The organism is Streptomyces sp. NPDC005808, assembly GCF_042871385.1.
Taxonomy (GTDB): domain Bacteria; phylum Actinomycetota; class Actinomycetes; order Streptomycetales; family Streptomycetaceae; genus Streptomyces.
In genome coordinates, this window is record NZ_JBIAIK010000009.1 from 35,054 (window position 1) to 56,862 (window position 21,809).

The window sequence follows — 21,809 nt, forward strand, 5'->3', positions numbered from 1 at the left end:
CGGGCGTCGGGGGCGCCGTTCGTTCTCCCCAGATTTTCCAGAGTTTCGAGAGGGCTGAATCGCTCCCATGGCGAAGATCCTGAAGTTCGACGAGGACGCCCGTCGCGCCCTCGAGCGCGGCGTCAACAAGCTTGCCGACACGGTCAAGGTGACGATCGGCCCCAAGGGCCGCAACGTCGTCATCGACAAGAAGTTCGGCGCTCCCACCATCACCAACGACGGCGTCACCATCGCGCGCGAGGTCGAGCTCGACGACCCGTACGAGAACCTCGGTGCCCAGCTCGTGAAGGAGGTGGCGACCAAGACCAACGACATCGCGGGTGACGGTACGACCACCGCCACCGTGCTCGCCCAGGCGCTCGTCCGCGAGGGCCTCAAGAACGTCGCCGCCGGCGCGTCCCCCGCTCTTCTCAAGAAGGGCATCGACGCCGCCGTCAAGGCTGTGTCCGAGGAGCTCCTCGCGACCGCCCGTCCGATCGAGGACAAGGCCGACATCGCGGCCGTCGCCGGTCTGTCCGCCCAGGACAGCCAGGTCGGCGAGCTCATCGCCGAGGCGATGGACAAGGTCGGCAAGGACGGTGTCATCACCGTCGAGGAGTCCAACACCTTCGGTCTGGAGCTGGACTTCACCGAGGGCATGGCCTTCGACAAGGGCTACCTGTCGCCGTACTTCGTGACGGACCAGGAGCGCATGGAGGCAGTCCTCGAGGACCCGTACATCCTCATCCACCAGGGCAAGATCTCCTCCATCCAGGACCTCCTGCCGCTGCTGGAGAAGGTCATCCAGGCCAACGCCTCCAAGCCGCTGCTGATCATCGCCGAGGACGTCGAGGGCGAAGCCCTGTCGACCCTGGTCGTGAACAAGATCCGCGGCACCTTCAACGCCGTCGCGGTGAAGGCCCCGGGCTTCGGCGACCGCCGCAAGGCCATGCTGGGCGACCTCGCCACCCTCACCGGCGGTCAGGTCATCGCCGAAGAGGTCGGCCTCAAGCTCGACCAGATCGGCCTGGACGTGCTGGGCACCGCCCGCCGCGTCACGGTCACCAAGGACGACACGACCGTCGTCGACGGTGGCGGCGACTCCTCCGAGGTCCTGGGCCGCGTCAACCAGATCAAGGCCGAGATCGAGAACACCGACTCCGACTGGGACCGCGAGAAGCTCCAGGAGCGCCTCGCGAAGCTGGCCGGCGGCGTGTGCGTGATCAAGGTCGGCGCCGCCACCGAGGTGGAGCTCAAGGAGAAGAAGCACCGTCTGGAGGACGCCATCTCCGCGACCCGCGCCGCGGTCGAGGAGGGCATCGTCTCCGGTGGTGGCTCCGCGCTCGTCCACGCCGTCAAGGTCCTCGAGGGCAACCTCGGCAAGACCGGCGACGAGGCCACGGGTGTCGCGGTCGTCCGCAAGGCCGCCGTCGAGCCGCTGCGCTGGATCGCCGAGAACGCCGGCCTTGAGGGTTACGTCATCACCTCCAAGGTCGCCGAGCTCGACAAGGGCCAGGGCTTCAACGCCGCCACCGGCGAGTACGGCGACCTGGTCAAGGCCGGCGTCATCGACCCGGTCAAGGTCACCCGTTCCGCCCTGGAGAACGCCGCCTCCATCGCCTCCCTGCTCCTCACGACCGAGACCCTGGTCGTCGAGAAGCCGGCCGAGGAAGAGGCCGACGCGGGTCACGGCCACGGTCACGGCCACTCCCACTGAGGCACCAGCTTCCGAGGAAGCCCTCGTTCCCGATGGGAACGGGGGCTTTTCCCGTGACTACGGGCTACCGCTACTGCTCCAGAGAATCCAAGGCACCGAGCTGAGCCATCAGCCCCAGCCTGTCGTACTGCCACCAACCCTCAACGATCTTGCCGTCGTCGGTGCAGCGGTGGATGGTCGTGCCGGTCATGGTGACCTGCTTGCCGCTGGCGGGGATCCCCATGAAATCGCCCTTGTGGGTGCCGTTCCAGGTCCACCGCGTACAGACCCGGTCGCCGTCGGCGAGCTGGTCCTCGATGGTGAACGTGAAGTCGAACCCGGACTGCCACATCTCCACCTCGCGGCGCATGGCGTCCATGCCGATCACGTCCTGCTCGTTGGACGGGTCGTGGTCGTGATAGTTTTCCGCGACGACCTCGTCCCACGAAGGCAACTCGCCCGTGCCGGAGAGCAGTCCGTAGAAGTTGCGGACGCTGGTCTTGTAGAGCCACTCGTCCCGCACCACATCGAGATCCGTGAACGTCGGCATTTCGTCGCAGAGCGCCACCATCTCCCGGAAGATCTTGTCCGTCTCGGGAAGACTGGAGTTCGCCATCGCTTCCTCGAACGACGGGAACTCCACGATCTCGATGAAGTGCCTGGAGTCGGACCGGTCCCTGCCGATGACGCTGTGCGTCGCGGTCCGCTTGCCCTTGGTCTGCGCGACCCATGTGTCCATGAGCCGGTTCATCTCGTCGAATCGACTGGTCTTGCAGTCGATGAGCTGCACAAATGTCATGACGCCGCCTCCCGGCCCCCCTGGGTCCGGTTGATACCTCCATCGTCTCACCGGGACGGCGGCGCCACCGCCCCTGGCCTACTGCGGCCCGTACTTCCGCCCCGTCTTGGACGTGACCCCGCCGAGCAACGCATGCGGTGTCACCTTCACCAGACCCACCAAAGCCTTGTATCGCGGATCGGGAATCGACAGGGTCTTGCCGCGGGCCAGGTCCGTGAGCGCGGCGGCGACCAGCTTGTCGGCGTCCAGCCACATCCATTTGGGGATGTTGTCCGTGCCCATGCCGGCGCGCTGGTGGAACTCGGTGCGCACGAATCCGGGGCACAGCGCCATCAGACGTACGCCGCCGGCGGCCAGGTCCTTCGCGGCGCCCTGCGTGAACTGCACGACCCACGCCTTGGACGCGCCGTAGGTCCCCCGGGGCACGAACGCCCCCACCGAGGCGACGTTGACGACTCCGCCCCGGCCGCGCTCCCGCATGGCCTCGGTCGCCGCCGAGGTCAGCCGCAGCACCGCCTCGCAGTGCACCTTGAGCATCGTCAGCTCGTCGGCCACCGACACCTCGAGATAGCGGCCCTTGTTGCCGAAGCCGGCGTTGTTGACCAGCAGATCGACCGGGTTCTTGCGGTCGCTCAGCCGCTTGGCGACCGCCTCGATGCCGTCGTCCGTCGCCAGATCCGCGGTCAGCACCTCCGCTTCGATGCCGTGCCGGTCGTGCAGCTCGGTCGCCTGCTCGCCCAGCCGCTTGGTGTCACGCGCCACCAGCACGAGGTTGTGCCCGTCAGACGCCAGACGCCGCGCGAAGGCGGCGCCGATCCCCGCGGTCGATCCAGTAATCAGAGCCGTTGTCATGGCGCAAGGTTAGTGACCTGAACTGTGGCCCGGCGCCCCAACGCCCGGGCGCGGCGTCCCAACGTCCGCGCCCGGGGCTCCAACGCCCGCGCCGGGGACCCGACTTCCGCGCAGGGTGCCTGACCACCTGCCTGACCACCTGCCTGACAGCTTGCGTGTCCGCTGCCCGGACAGGTCTTCAGGCGCCGAGCGTCACCACGTACTTCTCGGCGATCGCGCGCGACTCCGGATGCAGCGAGTCGCCGGCGTCCAGCAGTCGCGGCAGCAGCTCCCGCTCAGTCGTGACCGCACGGAACTGGAGTGCGACCGTGATGTCGTGGTCCGGCCTGTGCACGATCTCGATCGGGTCGCCGGAGCGGATCTCGCCGGGCTCGACGACCCGCAGATACGCGCCGGGCGCCGCCTTCTGGGTGAAGCGCTTCACCCAGCCCTTCTCGCCGAGGTGCTCCTGGAAGGTCCGGCAGGGGATGCGCCCGCAGGTGACCTCGAGGACGACCTCGGGCCCGATGCGCCAGCGCTCGCCGATCCGGGCCCCGGACACTTCGACTCCCTGCGTCGTGAGGTTCTCGCCGAAGGAGCCGGCGGCCAGCGTCCGGCCCAGCTCGCGTTCCCAGTCGTCGAGATCCTCGCGCGCGACCGCGTACACGGCCTGGTGCTCCCCGCCGTGGAACCGCTTGTGGCACACCGCGTCGCCGACGAGGCCGCTACCGCCGATCCCCCTGGGCCCGGGCGACGCGACCCGCACCGGCCCCGGCACCGGCTGTTTGTCGATGCCGGTGACTCCCTCGGGCTGGTCCGTGTATGCGACGGCCTGTGCCCGGCCCACATTCAGCGACAGAAGCTTCATGACGACCACGCTAGGCGATAGGAACAGGAAGCCAAAGCGGCGACGCAATATTCGCTTCTGCACCCAAGAAACCCTTATGCTCAAAATGTGATCGAGGCCCGTCATCTCCGTGTCCTGCGCGCCGTCGCCGCCACCGGCTCCTTCTCGGCGGCAGGACGTGAACTGGGCTGTACCCAGCCCGCCGTCAGCCAGCAGATGAAGGCGCTCGAAGCGTCCGTCGGCACACCGTTGCTGGTCCGGACGGGGCGCGAGATGCGTCTGACGCAGGCGGGCGACGCACTGGTCCGGCACGCGGCCGGCATCATCGCGGGACTGACGGCCGCCGAGGAGGAGGTCGCCGCCATCGCGGGCCTGCGCGCGGGCCGCGTCCGGCTGGTCTCCTTCCCCAGCGGCAGTTCCACGCTCGTACCCACGGCCCTCGCCGCCCTGCGCGCCGCGCACCCCGGCACCCGGGTCTCCCTGGAGGAGGCCGAGCCGCCGCGCTCCGTCGAGATGCTCCGCGACGGCGACTGCGACATCGCACTCGCGTTCCGGTACGAGGGAGTGACGGGCGTCGAGGAGGTCGAGGAGTGGGGCGACCTGGTGGTACGTCCGCTGCTGCTCGACCGCCTCGTCGGGCTCGTCCCCGAGAGCCACCCGCTCGCCGGGGCCGGCCCGGTCGCGATCGGCGAACTCGCCGACGACCCGTGGATCGCGGGCTGCCCGCGCTGCCGTCGGCAACTGGTCGAGGTCTGCCGCGGCGCGGGCTTCGAACCCCGTATCGACTTCGCCACCGACGACTACCCGGCCGTGGTCGGCCTGGTGGGCGCCGGCCTCGGGGTCGCGGTCCTGCCGGAACTCGCCATCGAGTCCGTACGGCCCAGGGGGGCACGCATGGTGACGGTTGAGCCCCCGCTGCGGCGGGAGATCGTCGCGCTCACGCTGCCGGATCTCGCGCAGGTGCCCGCGGTTGCGGCGACGCTGGACCGGCTGGCGCGGGCCGCGCGACGGTAGCCTCCGGCGCAGGGCGCAGGGCGCAGGGCGCAGGGCGCAGGGCGCAGAGCGCGAGGCGCGAGGCGCGAGGCGTAAAGGGGCCGGGGGCCGGGGGCCAGGAAAAGTAGGGGCACGCGTGCGCGTGCCCGGTCAGCAGAAACGTTCCTTCAGTTGTTCGAAGATGGGCTGCTTCCAGTGGCCGACGCCGAGACCAGCCGGTTGCGTGCCCGTCCCATGAGCTCTTCGCGCTCGTCCTCGGTCAACCCGCCCCACACGCCGTACGGCTCGCGCACCGCCAGCGCGTGTGCCGCGCACTCCGCGCGTACCGGGCATCGCATGCAGACCTCCTTGGCCGAGTTCTCACGAGCGCTCCGTGCCGCACCGCGCTCGCCTTCCGGGTGGAAGAAGAGCGAGCTGTCGACCCCGCGGCAAGCCGCGAGGAGCTGCCAGTCCCAGAGGTCCGCGTTCGGACCGGGAAGGCGGGAGAAATCTGCCATTGCGTGTCCCCTTGTTGCCGTTCTGGGCTGTTATCTGCCCACCGACCGTACATCTACGATCTAAGGAGATGAAAATATGACTCATTGCGAATCTAGCCACAGACACCAGTAAAAGGGAAGAAATCGGGCTGAATGGGGCATGGGTTGTGATGAAAGGTTGTGGGTGCGCCGCGCATGTCTGCACCGTGTCCGCACCCTCACGTACAGTGCCGAAGACAACCGGCTGCCCCGTAACTCTTTCGAGTGACCATCGTTGAGATTGCCGAGGCGGTCGAAGGAACAAGCGCTCGGGCAGACGGCAGTTTCCGTCGGCGAGTGTCGACCGCATTGGTGACGATTCGTACCAGCCTGGAGGCTCAAGGTGACGCGCATCAGCTGCGGAGGGCGGCCATGACATCCGTCCTCGTCTGCGACGACTCCCCGCTTGCCCGAGAGGCGCTACGCCGTGCGGTGGCGACCGTACCCGGCGTCGAGCGTGTGACGACGGCGGCCAACGGCGAGGAAGTACTCCGCCGCTGGGGTGCCGACCGTTCGGACCTGATTCTGATGGACGTACGCATGCCCGGTCTGGGCGGCGTCGAGACTGTTCGGCGGCTGTTGTCCGCCGACCCCGGTGCGCGCATCATCATGCTCACCGTTGCCGAGGACCTGGACGGCGTGGCGCTCGCCGTCGCCGCCGGTGCCCGCGGCTATCTGCACAAGGACGCCTCGCGTGCCGAACTGCGCGCGACGGTGACCCAGGCGCTCGCCGACCCCACCTGGCGGCTCGCCCCGCGCAGACTGCGGTCGGCCGAGATGGGCGCCGCGCCCACGCTCACCGCGCGGGAGATCCAGGTCCTGGAGGGCATGAGCCACGGCCGCTCCAACGCGGAGATCGGCCGTGAACTGTTCCTCTCCGAGGACACGGTGAAGACGCACGCCAGGCGGCTCTTCAAGAAGCTCGGTGCCTCGGACCGTGCGCACGCGGTGGCGCTCGGTTTCCGGTGGGGCCTGGTTCGCTAAGTGTGCCGCCGTGGGGGTACAACGGCAGTAGTCCCTGCCCGTCTTATGGCGGGCGGGGCCGGGCCCTCGGAGAGCGCCTCTTCGATGCCTGATCCCCGTTTCCCGGCGGATGCCGCATCCTTGAGGTGTGGAGTTCCTCGGGGACGATTCGGTCGAGCGGAAGGGGAGGGCGCAGGAGATGAGTTCCGGCGCACCTGCTCATAACGCTTCGGTGCACAACTATGGACGCGGTGCCACGGATCGAACGACGCCGAGGCACCATGGACCGATGCGCGACGACGAGACGACGGTGATCGGTGCGCTCGTCCATCGCGCGGTCGACGGCGACGAGCAGGCAACGCACGATCTGCTCGCCCATGTTCACCCCCTCGCGCTGCGCTACTGCCGTACGCGGCTGTCCCGGCTTCCCGGTGACGCGCGGCACTTCGTGGAGGACCTGGCGCAGGAGGTCTGCGTCGCGGTGCTTCTCGCGCTGCCGCGCTACAAGGACACCGGACGACCCTTCGAGGCGTTCGTCTTCGCCATCGCCGGACACAAGGTCGCCGACCTGCAGCGTGCGGCGATGCGGCACCCTGGTTCCACCGCCGTCCCCTCGGACGAGATGCCCGAGCGGCCCGACGACTCCCTCGGCCCCGAAGAGCGCGCCCTGCTCAGCAGCGACGCCGAATGGGCCAAGAAACTCCTGGCCAACCTCCCCGACAACCAGCGCGAGCTACTCCTGCTGAGGATCGCGGTGGGCCTCACGGCCGAGGAGACCGGCCAGATGTTGGGAATGTCACCCGGGGCGGTGCGCGTGGCTCAACACCGGGCGCTGAGCCGGCTGCGGGCGTTGGCGGAGCAGTAGTCGGGCGTCCCGCGCGTGGAGGGGGCGGGTATTCCTGTTCTCTCTCTCGGTGTGTCAGCGGGAAGCAGGCAGCGGGGCGTCGGTGTTCGGCGCCGCTGGTGTGGCTTGGCCGGGCGGTGGGTCTTTCTCCGCCGGGGAGCCGGGGAGCCGGGGAGCCGGGGAGCCGGATGGTGGTGTTCGGCGGTGCCGGGCTTGGCTCAGCCGGGACGGCTGATTTTTCTCCGCCGGGACCGCGGAGGGCCGGGCGGTGGTGTTCGCGGTGCCGGGCTTGGCTCAGCAGAGACGGCAGTTGTTCTTCCCCGCGACAGTGGGGGACGGACGTCGAAAGCCGGCCCGGGCGAGCGGGCGCCGGTGCCGCGGAGGCCGGGCTCTGGCCCCTGGGCAGGGCGTCCGGTGCAGCGGAGGCCGGGCTCCGGCGCCGGGCACGGCGTCCGGTGCCGGGGATGAACTGCGGTGACTCCAGACCCGTACGAAAGCACGAAGCCCCCGGCCCGCACAGGCCATGGAATGAGAGACCCTTGCTTCCCGTTAGCATGGACATCCGCACCGATCAAGGCCATTTGGGGAAGGTGTCATGACTGCCAACGTCGACGGAGTGCCCGCTAAATTCGCGACACTCGGGCTGACCTACGACGACGTGCTGTTGCTGCCGGGCGCTTCGGAAGTGCTGCCCAACGCGGTCGACACCTCGTCGCGCATCTCCCGCAACGTACGTGTGAACATCCCGCTGCTCTCGGCTGCGATGGACAAGGTGACCGAGTCGCGCATGGCCATCGCCATGGCACGGCAGGGCGGCGTGGGCGTGCTGCACCGGAACCTCTCCATCGAGGACCAGGTCAACCAGGTCGACCTCGTGAAGCGCTCCGAGTCCGGCATGGTCACCGACCCGATCACGGTCCACCCCGACGCGACGCTGGGCGAGGCCGACGCGCTGTGCGCCAAGTTCCGCATCAGCGGTGTCCCCGTCACCGACGGCAACGGCAAGCTGCTCGGCATCGTCACCAACCGCGACATGGCCTTCGAGACCGACCGCTCACGCCAGGTGCGTGAGGTCATGACCCCGATGCCCCTGGTCACCGGCAAGGTCGGCATCTCGGGCAACGACGCCATGCAGCTGCTGCGCCGCCACAAGATCGAGAAGCTTCCGCTGGTCGACGACGCAGGTGTCCTCAAGGGCCTCATCACGGTCAAGGACTTCGTGAAGGCCGAGAAGTACCCGAACGCCGCGAAGGACGCCGAGGGCCGCCTGCTGGTGGGTGCCGCCGTCGGCGCCAGCCCCGAGGCGCTGGAGCGGGCCCAGGCGCTGGCCGAGGCCGGTGTGGACTTCCTGATCGTCGACACCTCGCACGGCCACAACAGCAACGCCCTCAACTGGATGGCGAAGATCAAGTCGAGCGTCGGCGTCGATGTGATCGGCGGCAACGTAGCCACCCGTGACGGCGCCCAGGCGCTCATCGACGCCGGTGTCGACGGCGTCAAGGTCGGCGTGGGCCCGGGCTCGATCTGTACCACCCGTGTGGTCGCCGGCATCGGCGTCCCCCAGGTCACCGCCATCTACGAAGCGGCCCTCGCGGCCCGCGCCGCCGGTGTCCCGGTGATCGGCGACGGCGGCCTCCAGTACTCCGGTGACATCGGCAAGGCCCTCGCGGCCGGCGCCGACACCGTGATGCTCGGCAGTCTCCTCGCGGGCTGTGAGGAGTCTCCGGGCGAGCTGCTGTTCATCAACGGAAAGCAGTTCAAGTCGTACCGCGGCATGGGCTCCCTCGGTGCCATGCAGTCCCGGGGCCAGGGCCGGTCGTACTCGAAGGACCGCTACTTCCAGGCAGACGTGGCCTCCGACGACAAGCTCGTCCCCGAGGGCATCGAGGGCCAGGTGCCCTACCGCGGCCCGCTGGGCAACGTACTGCACCAGCTCGTCGGCGGTCTGCGCCAGACCATGGGCTACGTGGGCGCCGCCTCCATCGACGAGATGGAGTCCAAGGGCCGCTTCGTCCGCATCACCTCGGCGGGCCTCAAGGAGAGCCACCCGCACGACATCCAGATGACGGTCGAGGCGCCGAACTACAGCCGCAACCAGTAGCCACAGCGCACAGGGCGGTCCCGGAGGTTCCCGGGGCCGCCCTTGTCGTGGGCGTCGGCGATACTGGGAGACGCAGAAGCGAAGACGGAAAGGCCACAACGTGACTGAGATCGAGATCGGGCGCGGCAAGCGCGGCCGCCGGGCGTACGCCTTCGACGACATCGCCGTCGTCCCGAGCCGCCGTACCCGGGACCCGAAGGAGGTCTCGATCGCCTGGCAGATCGACGCCTACCGCTTCGAGCTGCCCTTCCTGGCCGCCCCGATGGACTCGGTCGTCTCCCCGGCCACCGCGATCCGCATCGGTGAGCTCGGCGGCCTGGGCGTGCTCAACCTCGAAGGGCTGTGGACGCGGTACGAGGACCCGCAGCCGCTGCTCGACGAGATCGCGGAGCTGGACTCGGACACCGCGACCCGCCGCCTCCAGGAGATCTACGCGGCGCCCATCAAGGAGGAGCTGATCGGGCAGCGCATCAAGGAGGTGCGCGACTCCGGCGTCGTCACCGCCGCGGCGTTGTCCCCGCAGCGCACGGCGCAGTTCTCCAAGGCCGTCGTGGACGCGGGCGTGGACATCTTCGTCATCCGCGGTACGACGGTGTCCGCGGAGCACGTCTCCGGTGCCGCCGAGCCGCTGAACCTCAAGCAGTTCATCTACGAACTCGACGTCCCGGTGATCGTCGGCGGCTGCGCCACCTACACGGCGGCCCTGCACCTGATGCGTACGGGCGCGGCCGGTGTCCTCGTCGGCTTCGGCGGTGGCGCCGCGCACACCACGCGCAACGTGCTGGGCATCCAGGTCCCGATGGCGACCGCGGTCGCCGATGTCGCGGCTGCGCGCCGTGACTACATGGACGAGTCCGGCGGTCGTTACGTGCACGTCATCGCCGACGGTGGTGTCGGCTGGTCCGGCGACCTCTCCAAGGCCATCGCCTGCGGGGCCGACTCCGTGATGATGGGCTCCCCGCTGGCCCGTGCCACCGACGCGCCGGGCAAGGGCCATCACTGGGGCATGGAGGCCGTCAACGAGGAGCTGCCGCGCGGCAAGAAGGTCGACCTCGGCACCGTGGGCACCATCGAGGAGATCCTGGCGGGTCCCTCGCACATTCCGGACGGCTCCATGAACTTCTTCGGGGCGCTCCGTCGGGCGATGGCCACGACTGGCTACAGCGAGCTCAAGGAGTTCCAGCGGGTCGAGGTCACGGTGGCGGATTCGCAGCACAAGCGGTAGGTCGTACGGCAGTTGGTACGGCGGTTCGTACGACGTGAAGGGGCCGGTCACCTGGTGGCGCGGCCCCTTCGCCGTGGCTGAACCGGGTTACGCGGCGGCCTTCTTCGTCCCCGAGAAGGCGGCGTAGGCGCCGATCGCGAAGAACAGGTAGGTCATGACGTCGGCTGTTTCCTTCCAGGCCGCGGTCACCAGGTCGAAGTGCTCGGTGAGGAGCGTGGTCGCGGAGACACCGGACTCGTCGGCTCCGATCATCGCGACACCGATGAGCTGGCCCACGTAGACGGCGCCCAGGGAGACGACGGCGCTCACGACCGGCAGTACGGGGTTGCTGCCGCCGGCCTTGCCCGCGGCGAGGCCTATGAGGAAGCCGACGCCGACCGCGGCGTAGCCGATCTCGTACCCCGTGGCGCCGATGATCGCGCCGTAGATACCCGCGGTCACCAGGGCTGCGACAACGGCGGCCACGATGCCGAGACCGACATTGCCGCGGCGCGGCGCAGCCGGCGCCGGCGGCACGAAACCGGGCTGCTGGCCGGCGAACGGGTTGCCACCCGCGGGCTGCTGCTGCCCCGCGAACGGGTTGCCGTCCGTGGGCTGCTGACCGGCGTACGGATTGCCGGCGACAGGCTGCTGGGCGGCGTACGGGTTGCCCTCGGTGGGCTGGGAAGGCGGCGTGGGCTGGGAAGGCGGCGTGGTCTGGCTCATGGTGGAGATCCCCCGAAGTGGTGTGAATGGTGGACGCATTGATGCGCGTGGGACGTGGGCGCACTCGTGTGCGACAACGGCCCCGGACACTAGCAGTCACCACTGACATACGGGAGAGGTATTTCCGGGGGTCAGAGCCGGTGGGCTGCCCCGGTCGGGGTCGCTCCCCTTGTGTCCAGGAGGAGTTGGGCCTTCACGGACAGTCCTTGGAGGTCGTACGTGCGGTGCTGCTGGAGCAGGATCGTGAGGTCGGCGTCGGCGGCGGCCTCGTAGAGGGAGTCGGCGCGCGGGACCGGGCGGCCGAGGACGCGCCACGCCGGGACGAGCGGGTCGTGGTAGCTGACGGACGCGCCGAGTTCCATCAGGCGCAGCGCGATCTCGTGGGCGGGGGTGCCCTGTTGGTCGGCGAGATCCGCCTTGTAGGTGACGCCGAGGAGGAGCACGCGCGCGGCGCGGGCCGATTTGCCGTGCTCGTTGAGGAGCGTGGCGGCGCGCTGGATGACGTACTGGGGCATGTGGTTGTTGACCTGCTGCGCGAGTTCGACCATCCGGAGAGTGCGTCCGGAGTGGCCTGTCAGGTCCTGGGCGATTCCGTGGCCGCCGACTCCGGGGCCCGGCCGGAACGCCTGGAAGCCGAACGGCTTGGTCTCGGCGCAGCGGATGACATCCCACAGGTCGACGCCCAGGTCGTGGCAGAGCACGGCCATCTCGTTGACCAGAGCGATGTTGACGTGCCGGAAGTTGGTCTCGAGGAGCTGCACGGTTTCCGCTTCGCGCGGTCCACGCGCGCGTACCACCTTGTCGGTGAGGCGTCCGTAGAAGGCGGCGGCCGACTCGGTGCAGGCCGGCGTCAGACCGCCGATGACCTTCGGGGTGTTGGCGGGGCCGAAGTCGCGGTTGCCGGGGTCGACCCGACTGGGTGAGTAGGCGAGATGGAAATCGCGCCCCGCGCGCAGTCCTGAGCCTTCTTCGAGGAGCGGGCGGAGGAATTCCTCGGTGGTGCCTGGGCGCACGGGCGATTCGAGGATCACCGTGGTGTGCGGGCGCAGCTGTGCGGCCAGGGTGCGGGCGGCCGCCTCGAGCTGGGTCAGGTCCAGTGCGCCGTCGGCGCCGCGCGAGGTCGGGGCACAGATGACGGCGGTGCGGACGCGGCCGAGTTCCGCCGGGTCGGTGGCCTGCCGGAAGCCCCCCGAGAGCATCCGGCGTAGTTCTGCGGGGCTGAGGGAGCCGCCTTCCGGGCCGGTTTTGTAGCCGAGTGTGGGGATGCCGGCCGCCACGGCCGCCTGGGCCAGGGGCAGGCCGAGATGACCGAGTCCGATGACGGCGAGATCTGCGGGCATGGAGTGGGCCGTCCTTCCCAATAGCCGAAGCAGGACAGGTGCGCAAGCCCTGTGGACAGGACGGGCGAGCGCAATGTCAGACTAGGAGTAAATATGACCGATATGCGGGATTGTGCGACTGCGTTTTCCGAGGAGTCCCCGATTGATGTCCACAGGCTGCCGATGACTGGTGGCCGAAGGAGGGGAAGAAGGTCAGACTTTGGGCATGGGGGTTGTGAGCACGGGCCCGCCTGTCGGGTGAGGCCGACGCCACCAAGAGCGGGAGGCAGCGGTGAGGACAGCGACACTGGGGCCGGCGGAGCGCGCCGAGGCACTGGCGGGAATGGCCGAGCGTGAGCTGGATGTGCTGGTCGTGGGCGCGGGAGTGGTCGGTGCGGGCACCGCGCTGGACGCCGTGACGCGCGGCCTGTCCACAGGTCTGGTCGAGGCGCGCGACTGGGCGTCGGGCACGTCGAGCAGGTCCAGCAAACTCATCCACGGCGGGCTGCGCTATCTGGAGATGCTCGACTTCGCACTGGTGCGCGAGGCCCTGAAGGAACGTGGGCTCCTCCTCGAACGGCTCGCACCGCACCTCGTGAAACCCGTTCCGTTCCTCTACCCGCTCCAGCACAAGGGCTGGGAGCGGCTGTACGCGGGCTCGGGTGTCGCGCTCTACGACGCCATGGCGATGGCCCGGGGACACGGCCGGGGCCTGCCCCGTCACCGCCATCTGACCCGCCGCCACGCCCTGCGCGTCGCCCCCGCCTTGAAGAAGGACGCGCTGGTCGGCGCCCTGCAGTACTACGACGCGCAGATGGACGACGCCCGCTATGTGGCGACCCTGGTGCGCACGGCTGCGGCGTACGGCGCGAAGGTCGCCAACCGCGCGCGCGTGACCGGGTTCCTGCGCGAGGGCGAACGCGTTGTCGGTGCCAAGGTGCAGGATGTCGAGGGGGGCGGGGAGTACGAGGTCCGCGCCAAGCAGGTGGTGAACGCCACGGGCGTGTGGACCGACGACACCCAGGCGCTGGTGGGGGAGAGGGGTCAGTTCCATGTCCGGGCGTCCAAGGGCATCCATCTGGTCGTACCGAAGGACCGGATCAACTCCACGTCGGGGCTGATCCTGCGCACCGAGAAGTCCGTGCTCTTCGTGATTCCGTGGGGGCGCCACTGGATCGTCGGCACCACCGACACCGACTGGGACCTCGACAAGGCCCATCCGGCGGCGTCCAGCGCGGACATCGACTATCTGCTGGAGCACGTGAACTCCGTGCTCTCGGTGCCGCTCACCCGCGACGACGTACAAGGGGTGTACGCGGGGCTGCGGCCGCTGCTCGCCGGTGAGTCGGACGCCACCAGCAAGCTGTCGCGCGAGCACACCGTGGCGCATCCGGTGCCGGGTCTCGTGGTGGTGGCGGGCGGTAAGTACACGACGTACCGGGTGATGGCCAAGGACGCGGTGGACGAGGCGGTGCACGGTCTCGACCAGCGGGTCGCCGAGTGCGTCACGGAGGACGTTCCGCTGCTCGGTGCCGAGGGGTACCGGGCGATGTGGAACGCGCGAGCGCGGATCGCGGCGCGCACCGGGCTCCATGTGGTGCGCGTGGAGCACCTGTTGAACCGGTACGGCGTGCTCGCCGATGAACTGCTCGACCTCATCGCCGGCGATCCCTCACTCGGTGAGCCCCTGGGGGCCGCCGAGGACTATCTGCGGGCAGAGATCGTCTACGCCGCCTCGCACGAGGGTGCCCGGCATCTGGATGACGTGCTGACCCGTCGTACCCGTATCTCGATCGAGACTTTCGACCGGGGAACGCGCAGTGCGCGGGAGGCCGCGGAGCTCATGGCGCCGGTGCTCGGCTGGGACAAGGACCACATCGAACGGGAAGTGGAGCACTACGAGAAGCGGGTCGAGGCCGAGCGGGAGTCGCAGCGGCAGCCGGACGACCTGACGGCGGACGCGGCGCGGCTGGGGGCGCCGGACATCGTGCCGCTCTGACCGGCGGGCCCTGCTACCTGGAGTCCGATGGCTGATGGCTGATGGCTGCTCCGGCTGCCGAGGGCTCTCCTTGACGTCACTCGAACGAGTGTCGTGAGCTGGGATCTTTGCTCGGAACGCGTCCGTTCTACTCGGTGCGGGGGCAGAACTCGGCGGCGAGCAGGGCCGGTTCGAGGTCAGGGTCTGCGATCCCGTCCGTGTTCACCCGGAAGGTGAGGACACGACGACCGTCGATGGTGGCTGCGGTGCGCACGTAGCTGCCGGAGATGCGGCCGTTGTGTCCCCACACCGTGGTGCCGCACGGCAGTTTCACCGGGTAGAGCCCCATGCCGTACGAGCCATGTGCGGCGTGGGTGTCGAGCATCTCCCGCAGTTGGCCGGGCGGGAGCAGTTCGCCGGCGAGGAGGGCCGCGTAGAAGCGGTCCAGGTCGGCGAGGGTGGTGACCAGCTCGCCCGCCGCGCCGGCCACGCGCGGGTCGAGTTCGGTGACGTCGGAGCCGTCGGCGGTGTACGCACGGCCGTGCGGTGAGGGGAGAGAGGTGCGGGCGCCCGGGAAGGAGGTGCCGGTCAGGCGGAGAGGGGTGAGGATGCGGCGCTCGGCCTCGGTGGCGTACGAGTTGCCGGTGACCTGCTCGATGACCATGCCGAGCAGGACGTAGTTGGTGTTCGAGTAGGCGTAGAGGCCGGGGGCGGCCGGGGGGTGGGTGAGCGCGATGCTTACGGCCTGACGTGGGGTGACGGGGACCGTGCCCAGGGTGTCGGCGGTGAAGTCGTACAGGCCGCTGGTGTGGGTGAGCAGGGCGCGCAGGGTCAGGCGGCTGCCGTTGTTGCCCGCGCCGCTCACCAGGCCCGGGAGGTGGGCGTCCACGGTGTCCGACAGGGACAGCCGGTGTTCGGCGGCCAGTTGCAGGACCACGGTCGCGATGAACGTCTTGGTGATGCTGCCCGCGCGGAAGTGGTCGGAGCGGTCGATTCCGTCACCGGCGTCGGCGAAGCGTGTACCGGAATCGTCCTGAGCCAGCAGGGCCCCCGCTGGGGCCTTGCCGCGGGTGACGAGGAGGGCGAGGGCGGCGGCTGTGGCCGGAGTGGCGGGGGCTTGCGGTTCGGCTGGTGCTGGGGACGCGAGGGTTCGGGAGCCGGTTGAGGGGGTGGACGTGGGGGATTGCGGGCCGGTCGGGGGCGTCCGCGTGGGGGATTGGATGCCGGTGGAGGGTGCGGACTTGAGGGTTTGCGGGCCGGGCGAGGGCACGGACATAAGGGTTTGCGCGGCGGTTGGGGGCGAGGTGGGCAGGGCGGTCGGGACCAGGCCGAGGAACGCCAGGACCGCGGGTATCGCCAGGAGTGTCCGAGGTGTCCGGCGGGGCGGCATCGGCGGTCCTTCCTTGTCGGGGGCCATCATGCGGGACCGCGGGGCACGGGACGTCGGGCGGTCCCCTCTTGAGGGGCCCCACGGCGTCGGTCACTTGTCGGGTGAGGGACAATGAAGGCTCTGTCAGGGCGGGTTGCTTGAGGGGACGCATGTCGGAGGCGGAGCGGGCGGGAGCATCCCGTCAGGACAGGAGCGAACGTCTCCTCGCCGGGCGGTACCGGCTGGGGGATGTGCTCGGCCGTGGTGGCATGGGCACGGTGTGGCGGGCCGAGGACGAGACCCTGGGCCGTACGGTCGCCGTCAAGGAGTTGCGGTTCCCGTCGAGCATCGACGAGGACGAGAAGCGGCGGCTTATCACGCGCACCCTGCGTGAGGCCAAGGCGATCGCCCGGATCCGTAACAACAGCGCGGTGACGGTCTTCGACGTGGTCGACGAGGACAACCGGCCGTGGATCGTGATGGAGCTCGTCGAGGGCAAGTCGCTCGCCGAGGTCATCCGCGAGGACGGCGTGCTCACGCCGACGCGGGCAGCCGAGGTCGGGCTGGCGATTCTCGATGTGCTGCGATCGGCGCACCGGCAGGGCATCCTGCACCGGGACGTGAAGCCGTCGAACGTACTGATCTCCGACGACGGCCGAGTCGTGCTGACCGACTTCGGGATCGCGCAGGTCGAGGGTGACCCTTCCATCACCTCGACCGGCATGCTCGTCGGCGCGCCCTCGTACATCTCGCCGGAGCGGGCGCGTGGTCACAAGCCCGGGCCTGCCGCCGACCTGTGGTCGCTGGGCGGTCTGTTGTACGCGTCGGTGGAGGGCGCGCCGCCGTACGACAAGGGTTCCGCGATCGCGACGCTCACCGCCGTGATGACGGAGCCGGTGGAGCAGCCGAAGAACGCGGGCCCGTTGGAGAAGGTGATTTACGGGCTGCTCGCCAAGGACCCCGAGCAGCGGCTCGATGTCGAGGGTGCGCGGGCGATGCTCACCGAGGTGCTGCACGCGCCCGCGCCCAGGGCGGTTGTGCCGGAGCAGGTGGATGCGACGAAAGTCGTTGCTTTGCCGCCGTTGCCGGACGAGAGGCCGAGCAAGGGGAGTTCGGGTTCTCCGGGCTCGGGCGGTTCCGGGGTCAAGCGGGGTGAGGAGGCCGGGGAGCGGTTGCGCGGGGCGATGCGTTCCGTGCGGCAGGCTGCCTCGGCGGCCGGGGTGGCCACGGCTGCGGTCGGCGCGGCGGCGACGGCGCGTGGCAAGTCCGGGGGCGTGGGGGCCTCTGGTTCGACAGGTAGCGACGGGGCAGCTTCGGGTGCTGGTGCTGGTGCTGGTGCTGGTGCTGGTGGCGGTGCGGGTACGCGTACGGGTGCCGATGCGGGTGTGGCCAAGCCTGCGTCCAGGCCTGCGTCTGCGTCTTTGTCCGCGCCTGCGTCGAAGAAGGCCGGCGCTACTGCCGTCACTTCTGTCTCCGCCTCTGTTTCGGCTGATACACCCGCTGCTTCCGCGTCCGGCGCCGGCAAGGCTTCCGGGTGGCCCGTGGCACCCGAGAGGCCGACGCGTCCGGTGCCTCGGGCGCCGTTGACAGATGTCGTGCCGCGCCGGACTTTGGTGATCATCGCGGTCGTCGTGGCGCTGGCGGTGCTCGGCACCGTGCTGGCCCTCACGTTCAACGGGGGTGACAGCTCCAAGGACTCCAAGAGCGGTGACACCACATCCGCGTCCAGCGGGGCGACCGCCGGAAGTGGCAGCGAGGAGAGCAGCGGCACCCACACGGACAGCGCTGACGCAGCGGACGCCTCAGCCACGGCTTCGGTCGGGGAGGCGGGCTCGGGCAGCACGCCGAGTGCCGGCGCCAGTGCAGAGGCCGGTACGTCGAGCGGTGCGGGCAGTGACGACGAGGCGTCGGATTCGGACTCGGAGTCGGACTCGGATTCCGCGGACGGAACGTCGTACGAAGGCAGCCAAGGATTCTCGATCGTGCTGCCGGAGGGGTGGAAGTACGCGTCCACGGACGCGGCAGGGTCCCGGTTCACCGGCCCCGACGGACAGAAGCTCCTGATCGGGTGGACGACCACGCCCAAGGACGATCCGGTGGCGGACTGGGAGAACCAAGAGCAGAGCATGGAGCGGTCGCAGTACGAGCGGGTGCGAATAGAGGCGGTGGACTACCGCGGCTGGAACACTGCCGACTGGGAGTTCACCTACGAGGACGGCGGCACCAAGTACCGGTCGATCGACCGGGGGTTCGTCGTCAGCCCGCAGCAGGGCTACGCGTTGATGTACACGGCGAAAGCGGCCGACTGGGACAGCGATCTGCGTGAGGACACGTGGAAGAGGTTGACCGAGACGTTCCAGCCGAAGTCGTGACTTACCGCATCGACGATGTGATGTTCGGCCCTGCCTTGGCACCCTGAGATGTCGCATCACCACTTTGCGAGTTGCCTCCGGCACGTATCGTGAGTGGTTGCGGACCGTCCGAAGCCATAACGGGACGCAAGGCGAACGGAATTGACCGACCGGGCGGCCGGGGGAGGCATTGTGGACGAGTACGCGGGACGGGTTCTCGCCGACCGCTACCGCTTGCCGCTGCCGCCGTCCGACGAGTACGAACTCGCCGAGACCCGGGCGTTCGACACCTACAGCGGACAGGAAGTCCTGGTCCGGCAGGTGCCGTTGCCGGAGGTCGTCGAGGCTGAGGTACTCGATGCCGACGGGCTGCCCGAGGGGTTCGTCGCGCGGGACGGCGGGGTGCGCCGGGCGTCCGCGCGGACCACGCGCCGGCCCACCGAACCGGCCGTGCGACGGGCGATCGACGCCGCGCAGGCGGCCGCTCAGATACCCGACCATCCCCGGCTCGACCAGGTCTTCGACGTGTTCGCCGAGGGTGGGTCGTTGTGGATCGTCAGCGAGTTGGTGGCGGCGAGGCCGCTGGCCGCGTTGCTCGCCGACAAGCCGCTGAGCCCCTATCGCGCGGCCGAGGTCGCCGCCGACGTCCTCACCGCTCTGCGGGTGCTGCACGCGCACGGGTGGGTGCACCGGAACATCACCATGCGCACGGTGCTCGTCTGCGACGACGGCCGCGTAATGCTGACCGGCCTGGCGGCCGGAGCCGCGGAAGAGGCGCTCTGTGGGTATGACCCGGTGCCGGTGCGGGACTTCGAGGGGTTCCAGGGTGAAGTCGGCGGGGGTGCGGAAGCGATCCGTGGTCCCGGCCCCGGGATCGGGACCGGGACCGGTGCGGGCGTGGGTCCGGGCATGGGCGTGGGTTCGGCTTTGGGGTCGGGCCGTCCCGGGGGTGTGGGGGCTGGGCGGTCTGGTGGTGGTGCTGGTGACGGGGCCTCGCGCGGGTTCGGTTCCGGTGGGTCCTCCGGAGCGCCGGGTGCCAGGGTCGGTGGTGTGGGCGGTGCGGCGGCTGGAGGGGATCCCGAAGCCGCGCGGCGGGCCGCGATCGAGGCTCGGGCGGAGCGTGGAGGGCCTGTCGAGGAGACGGCAGCCGGTGGTGCGGGGGGCGTAGGCCCACGTGCGCTCGAAGCGCGAGAGGCTGGAGGAGCCGGCGGTGCGGGCGCCGGAGGTAGCGGGGGCGATATTCGTGCGGCGCGCGCCGGGGCCATTGCCGCGTATCGCGCCGGAGCGCGAGCCGCCGCCCGGGTGCACGAGGAGCAGCGGCGCGGTCAGGCCGCGCTGCCCGCGCCACGACCCGTATCGCAAACCGATGCGTCTGCGGCCCAGGCCCAGGCGCAGGCCCAGCCCGAGCCCCAGGCATCCGGTCCCGGGCAAGTCCCGGCTCAGGCTGCCGGCCACAGTCAGGCCCACGCTCAGGCCCCGTACCCGGTTTCGGGCCACGGTATGGAGCACCGGTCCAACACCCCGCCCCCTGGCCAGATAGCCGACCCGTATGGAGTGCGGCGCACCGATCCCTGGCATGGCGCCCAGCCACGCCCCGGAACCGGGAGCGGCGTTGGAACCGGAACAGTCCCGGGGGCTGGGGTGGGCGCCGGGGCCGGAACAGTCCCGGGGACCGGAACAGTCCCTGGGACCAATAACACCCAAGGGCAGGGCACCCGTTGGGATCAGATGGTCGTCGGGGCGCCGCCGCGCCGGGGACCTGCCACCGCGCTCGCCGCGGAGCGGGCCCGGCAGGCTCGGATGGCCGTGGTCGGGCCCGTGACCGAGCGGTGGGCGCCCGAGCAGGCCGGGCCGGTGCACGAGAACTGGCAGTTGGCGGCCCCGATCGGGCCCGCGACCGATCTGTGGGCGCTGGGGGCGCTGCTCTTCCGCGCCGTGCAGGGGCACGCGCCCTACCCGGAGGAGAACACCGCCGAACTGGTGCAGCTCGTGTGCGCGGAGCCGCCCGCGTTCGCGGAGGAGTGCGGGCCGCTGAGGCCCGTCGTGGAGTCGCTGCTGCGGCAGGACCCCACCGAGCGGCTCGACTTCGAGGAACTGCGCGGCTGGCTGCGGTCCTTGGTGCGGTCGGCACCGGAGGCCGAGGCAGGGGCCCATGTCGTCGCCGCCCCCCCGGTCAACCCCAGTCGGCTGCCGATCGTCCGGCGGCGGGGCGAGCTCGTCCGCAGGCGTCGCGCCGGGCTCCCCGCGACCAGTCCGCACGCCCGTCACAAGCGGGCCAAGCAGAACAGGCAGAACAGACAGAACAGGCAGGTCCAGCCCCGAAGGCTCGGGCGGAACCTGGTTCTGCTGGTCCTGCTTCTGCTGGCCGCGGTGATCGCGTACGCGATGCTCTTCATGCCGAAGGCCAAGACGGACACTGGCACGGACGGCCAGCGGACGGGTTCCGCCGGAGAAGCCAGTCCCGCCCCTGACCCCGGTTCGGGAGGGAGTGCGAGCAGCGAGCCGCGCCCCGATCAGACCTCTCCGGGCGGGGACAAGAGCCCCTCGGCGTCGGCGAGTTCGACGGACTCGACAAGTTCGACGGGTTCGCAGGGCAATGACCCCGAAGTCGCTCAGGGATTCACGCTGCGTGATGACGCCGAGGGCTTCCGCGTCGCCGTGGCCAATGGCTGGGACCGCGCGGCGAAGAACGGGAGCGGCCAAGTCGTGTACTCCCACGGAGACTTCGAGCTCATTCTCGTACCCGGCAGGGACAGCACGAGCACGTTCGGCAGTGATCCGATGACGTATCAGCGGGAGCGGGAGAGCGAGTTGCAGCCGTTCCGCGACTCGACCTGGGCCACGTCCAGTGGGATGCGGCGGATCGACGTGGGTGGACTGGTCATGGCCGAGGGGCAGTTCACCTGGACCGACGGGGAAGGGCACGAGATCTTCGTGCGCAATCTCGCGATCATCATCGACGGGCACTACCACGTGGTGCAGGTGCGCGGCCCGGAGGCCGAACGGGACGAGGTGACGCGGCTGTACGAGCAGGCGTCAGGGACGTATCAGGCCACGGGATGACCATGGGATGACCATGGGATGGCCACCGGATGGCACCGGCCAAGGCATGGGTGACACTGGCTCAGGGCAATGGCAGATGCCTCCGTAGGCTTCCTTGGACTCATGGTTCCCTTGGTTCCCGTCCGCGGGCGGAAGGGATAACCGTCACAGTGCGGTTTCCGTAGGGCCCAGGCGGTTCCCTGCGCGGGGGCCGCTCTTTAGTCTGACCCTGTCAAGACCATTGCGGGGAAA

General features: G+C 69.7%; 16 protein-coding genes. 9 read left to right on the forward strand and 7 right to left on the reverse strand.

Going from position 1 to position 21,809, the window contains the following annotated elements:
• The first annotated feature begins 67 nt into the window (after positions 1–67).
• Positions 68–1,696, forward strand: a complete 1,629-nt coding sequence (groL, locus tag ACFYPC_RS20905; RefSeq protein ID WP_388678199.1) for a chaperonin GroEL — start codon at positions 68–70, stop codon at positions 1,694–1,696.
• Between the two features lie 70 nt (positions 1,697–1,766).
• Here the strand turns inward: groL and ACFYPC_RS20910 are convergent, their stop codons facing one another.
• From ACFYPC_RS20910 to ACFYPC_RS20920, 3 genes are all read right to left on the reverse strand, one after another.
• Positions 1,767–2,474, reverse strand: a complete 708-nt coding sequence (locus ACFYPC_RS20910) for an ester cyclase (RefSeq protein WP_388678202.1) — start codon at positions 2,472–2,474, stop codon at positions 1,767–1,769.
• 78 nt (positions 2,475–2,552) lie between these two features.
• Positions 2,553–3,326: an SDR family NAD(P)-dependent oxidoreductase gene (locus ACFYPC_RS20915; protein WP_388678204.1), complete on the reverse strand. Its 774-nt coding sequence runs from the start codon at positions 3,324–3,326 to the stop codon at positions 2,553–2,555.
• Between the two features lie 178 nt (positions 3,327–3,504).
• On the reverse strand, positions 3,505–4,173 hold the full coding sequence (locus tag ACFYPC_RS20920) for an MOSC domain-containing protein (RefSeq protein WP_388678207.1): 669 nt from the start codon (positions 4,171–4,173) through the stop codon (positions 3,505–3,507).
• An 87-nt stretch (positions 4,174–4,260) separates the two neighbouring features.
• Here ACFYPC_RS20920 and ACFYPC_RS20925 point away from each other — a divergent pair, with 87 nt between their 5' ends.
• On the forward strand, positions 4,261–5,166 hold the full coding sequence (locus ACFYPC_RS20925) for a LysR family transcriptional regulator (RefSeq protein WP_388678210.1): 906 nt from the start codon (positions 4,261–4,263) through the stop codon (positions 5,164–5,166).
• Positions 5,167–5,312: 146 nt separating this feature from the next.
• On the opposite strand, the gene ACFYPC_RS20930 is transcribed toward ACFYPC_RS20925, so the two are convergent.
• Entirely contained in the window at positions 5,313–5,642 is a 330-nt protein-coding gene (locus ACFYPC_RS20930) for a WhiB family transcriptional regulator (RefSeq protein WP_388678212.1), read from the reverse strand.
• A gap of 390 nt (positions 5,643–6,032) precedes the next feature.
• On the opposite strand from ACFYPC_RS20930, the gene ACFYPC_RS20935 reads away from it, so the two are divergent.
• The 4 genes from ACFYPC_RS20935 (at position 6,033) to ACFYPC_RS20950 (ending at position 10,793) form a co-directional block, all read left to right on the forward strand.
• Positions 6,033–6,644: a response regulator transcription factor gene (locus ACFYPC_RS20935; RefSeq protein WP_003948568.1), complete on the forward strand. Its 612-nt coding sequence runs from the start codon at positions 6,033–6,035 to the stop codon at positions 6,642–6,644.
• Between the two features lie 268 nt (positions 6,645–6,912).
• Positions 6,913–7,488 carry a sigma-70 family RNA polymerase sigma factor gene (locus ACFYPC_RS20940; RefSeq protein ID WP_266455832.1) on the forward strand — a complete coding sequence of 192 codons (576 nt, stop codon included), beginning with the start codon at positions 6,913–6,915 and terminating at the stop codon, positions 7,486–7,488.
• Between the two features lie 574 nt (positions 7,489–8,062).
• On the forward strand, positions 8,063–9,568 hold the full coding sequence (guaB, locus tag ACFYPC_RS20945) for an IMP dehydrogenase (RefSeq protein WP_388678215.1): 1,506 nt from the start codon (positions 8,063–8,065) through the stop codon (positions 9,566–9,568).
• A gap of 100 nt (positions 9,569–9,668) precedes the next feature.
• Positions 9,669–10,793, forward strand: a complete 1,125-nt coding sequence (locus ACFYPC_RS20950; RefSeq protein ID WP_384380563.1) for a GuaB3 family IMP dehydrogenase-related protein — start codon at positions 9,669–9,671, stop codon at positions 10,791–10,793.
• Positions 10,794–10,880: 87 nt separating this feature from the next.
• Here ACFYPC_RS20950 and ACFYPC_RS20955 read toward each other — a convergent pair whose 3' ends face one another.
• Both ACFYPC_RS20955 and ACFYPC_RS20960 read right to left on the reverse strand, forming a co-directional pair.
• Positions 10,881–11,498 carry a hypothetical protein gene (locus ACFYPC_RS20955; RefSeq protein WP_388678218.1) on the reverse strand — a complete coding sequence of 206 codons (618 nt, stop codon included), beginning with the start codon at positions 11,496–11,498 and terminating at the stop codon, positions 10,881–10,883.
• Positions 11,499–11,629: 131 nt separating this feature from the next.
• Positions 11,630–12,838: a nucleotide sugar dehydrogenase gene (locus ACFYPC_RS20960; RefSeq protein ID WP_388678220.1), complete on the reverse strand. Its 1,209-nt coding sequence runs from the start codon at positions 12,836–12,838 to the stop codon at positions 11,630–11,632.
• Between the two features lie 271 nt (positions 12,839–13,109).
• On the opposite strand from ACFYPC_RS20960, the gene ACFYPC_RS20965 reads away from it, so the two are divergent.
• Positions 13,110–14,816, forward strand: coding sequence for a glycerol-3-phosphate dehydrogenase/oxidase (locus tag ACFYPC_RS20965; RefSeq protein ID WP_388678222.1), 1,707 nt, complete (start codon positions 13,110–13,112; stop codon positions 14,814–14,816).
• A 127-nt stretch (positions 14,817–14,943) separates the two neighbouring features.
• On the opposite strand, the gene ACFYPC_RS20970 is transcribed toward ACFYPC_RS20965, so the two are convergent.
• Positions 14,944–16,185, reverse strand: a complete 1,242-nt coding sequence (locus tag ACFYPC_RS20970; protein WP_388678224.1) for a serine hydrolase domain-containing protein — start codon at positions 16,183–16,185, stop codon at positions 14,944–14,946.
• A gap of 149 nt (positions 16,186–16,334) precedes the next feature.
• On the opposite strand from ACFYPC_RS20970, the gene ACFYPC_RS20975 reads away from it, so the two are divergent.
• Together ACFYPC_RS20975 and ACFYPC_RS20980 are read left to right on the forward strand one after the other, a co-directional pair.
• Positions 16,335–18,536 (forward strand): protein kinase, encoded by a 2,202-nt coding sequence (locus tag ACFYPC_RS20975; protein ID WP_388678227.1) that lies wholly within the window; start codon positions 16,335–16,337, stop codon positions 18,534–18,536.
• A 141-nt stretch (positions 18,537–18,677) separates the two neighbouring features.
• Positions 18,678–21,578 (forward strand): protein kinase, encoded by a 2,901-nt coding sequence (locus tag ACFYPC_RS20980; RefSeq protein WP_388678230.1) that lies wholly within the window; start codon positions 18,678–18,680, stop codon positions 21,576–21,578.
• Positions 21,579–21,809 lie beyond the last annotated feature (231 nt).

Coding starts and splice junctions, on each gene's coding strand:
- groL (WP_388678199.1), top strand. CDS start 68: ATGGCGAAGATCCTGAAGTTCGACGAGGACGCCCGTCGCGCCCTCGAG.
- ACFYPC_RS20910 (WP_388678202.1), bottom strand. CDS start 2,474: ATGACATTTGTGCAGCTCATCGACTGCAAGACCAGTCGATTCGACGAG.
- ACFYPC_RS20915 (WP_388678204.1), bottom strand. CDS start 3,326: ATGACAACGGCTCTGATTACTGGATCGACCGCGGGGATCGGCGCCGCC.
- ACFYPC_RS20920 (WP_388678207.1), bottom strand. CDS start 4,173: ATGAAGCTTCTGTCGCTGAATGTGGGCCGGGCACAGGCCGTCGCATAC.
- ACFYPC_RS20930 (WP_388678212.1), bottom strand. CDS start 5,642: ATGGCAGATTTCTCCCGCCTTCCCGGTCCGAACGCGGACCTCTGGGAC.
- ACFYPC_RS20935 (WP_003948568.1), top strand. CDS start 6,033: ATGACATCCGTCCTCGTCTGCGACGACTCCCCGCTTGCCCGAGAGGCG.
- ACFYPC_RS20940 (WP_266455832.1), top strand. CDS start 6,913: ATGCGCGACGACGAGACGACGGTGATCGGTGCGCTCGTCCATCGCGCG.
- guaB (WP_388678215.1), top strand. CDS start 8,063: ATGACTGCCAACGTCGACGGAGTGCCCGCTAAATTCGCGACACTCGGG.
- ACFYPC_RS20955 (WP_388678218.1), bottom strand. CDS start 11,498: ATGAGCCAGACCACGCCGCCTTCCCAGCCCACGCCGCCTTCCCAGCCC.
- ACFYPC_RS20960 (WP_388678220.1), bottom strand. CDS start 12,838: ATGCCCGCAGATCTCGCCGTCATCGGACTCGGTCATCTCGGCCTGCCC.
- ACFYPC_RS20970 (WP_388678224.1), bottom strand. CDS start 16,185: ATGCCGCCCCGCCGGACACCTCGGACACTCCTGGCGATACCCGCGGTC.
- ACFYPC_RS20975 (WP_388678227.1), top strand. CDS start 16,335: ATGTCGGAGGCGGAGCGGGCGGGAGCATCCCGTCAGGACAGGAGCGAA.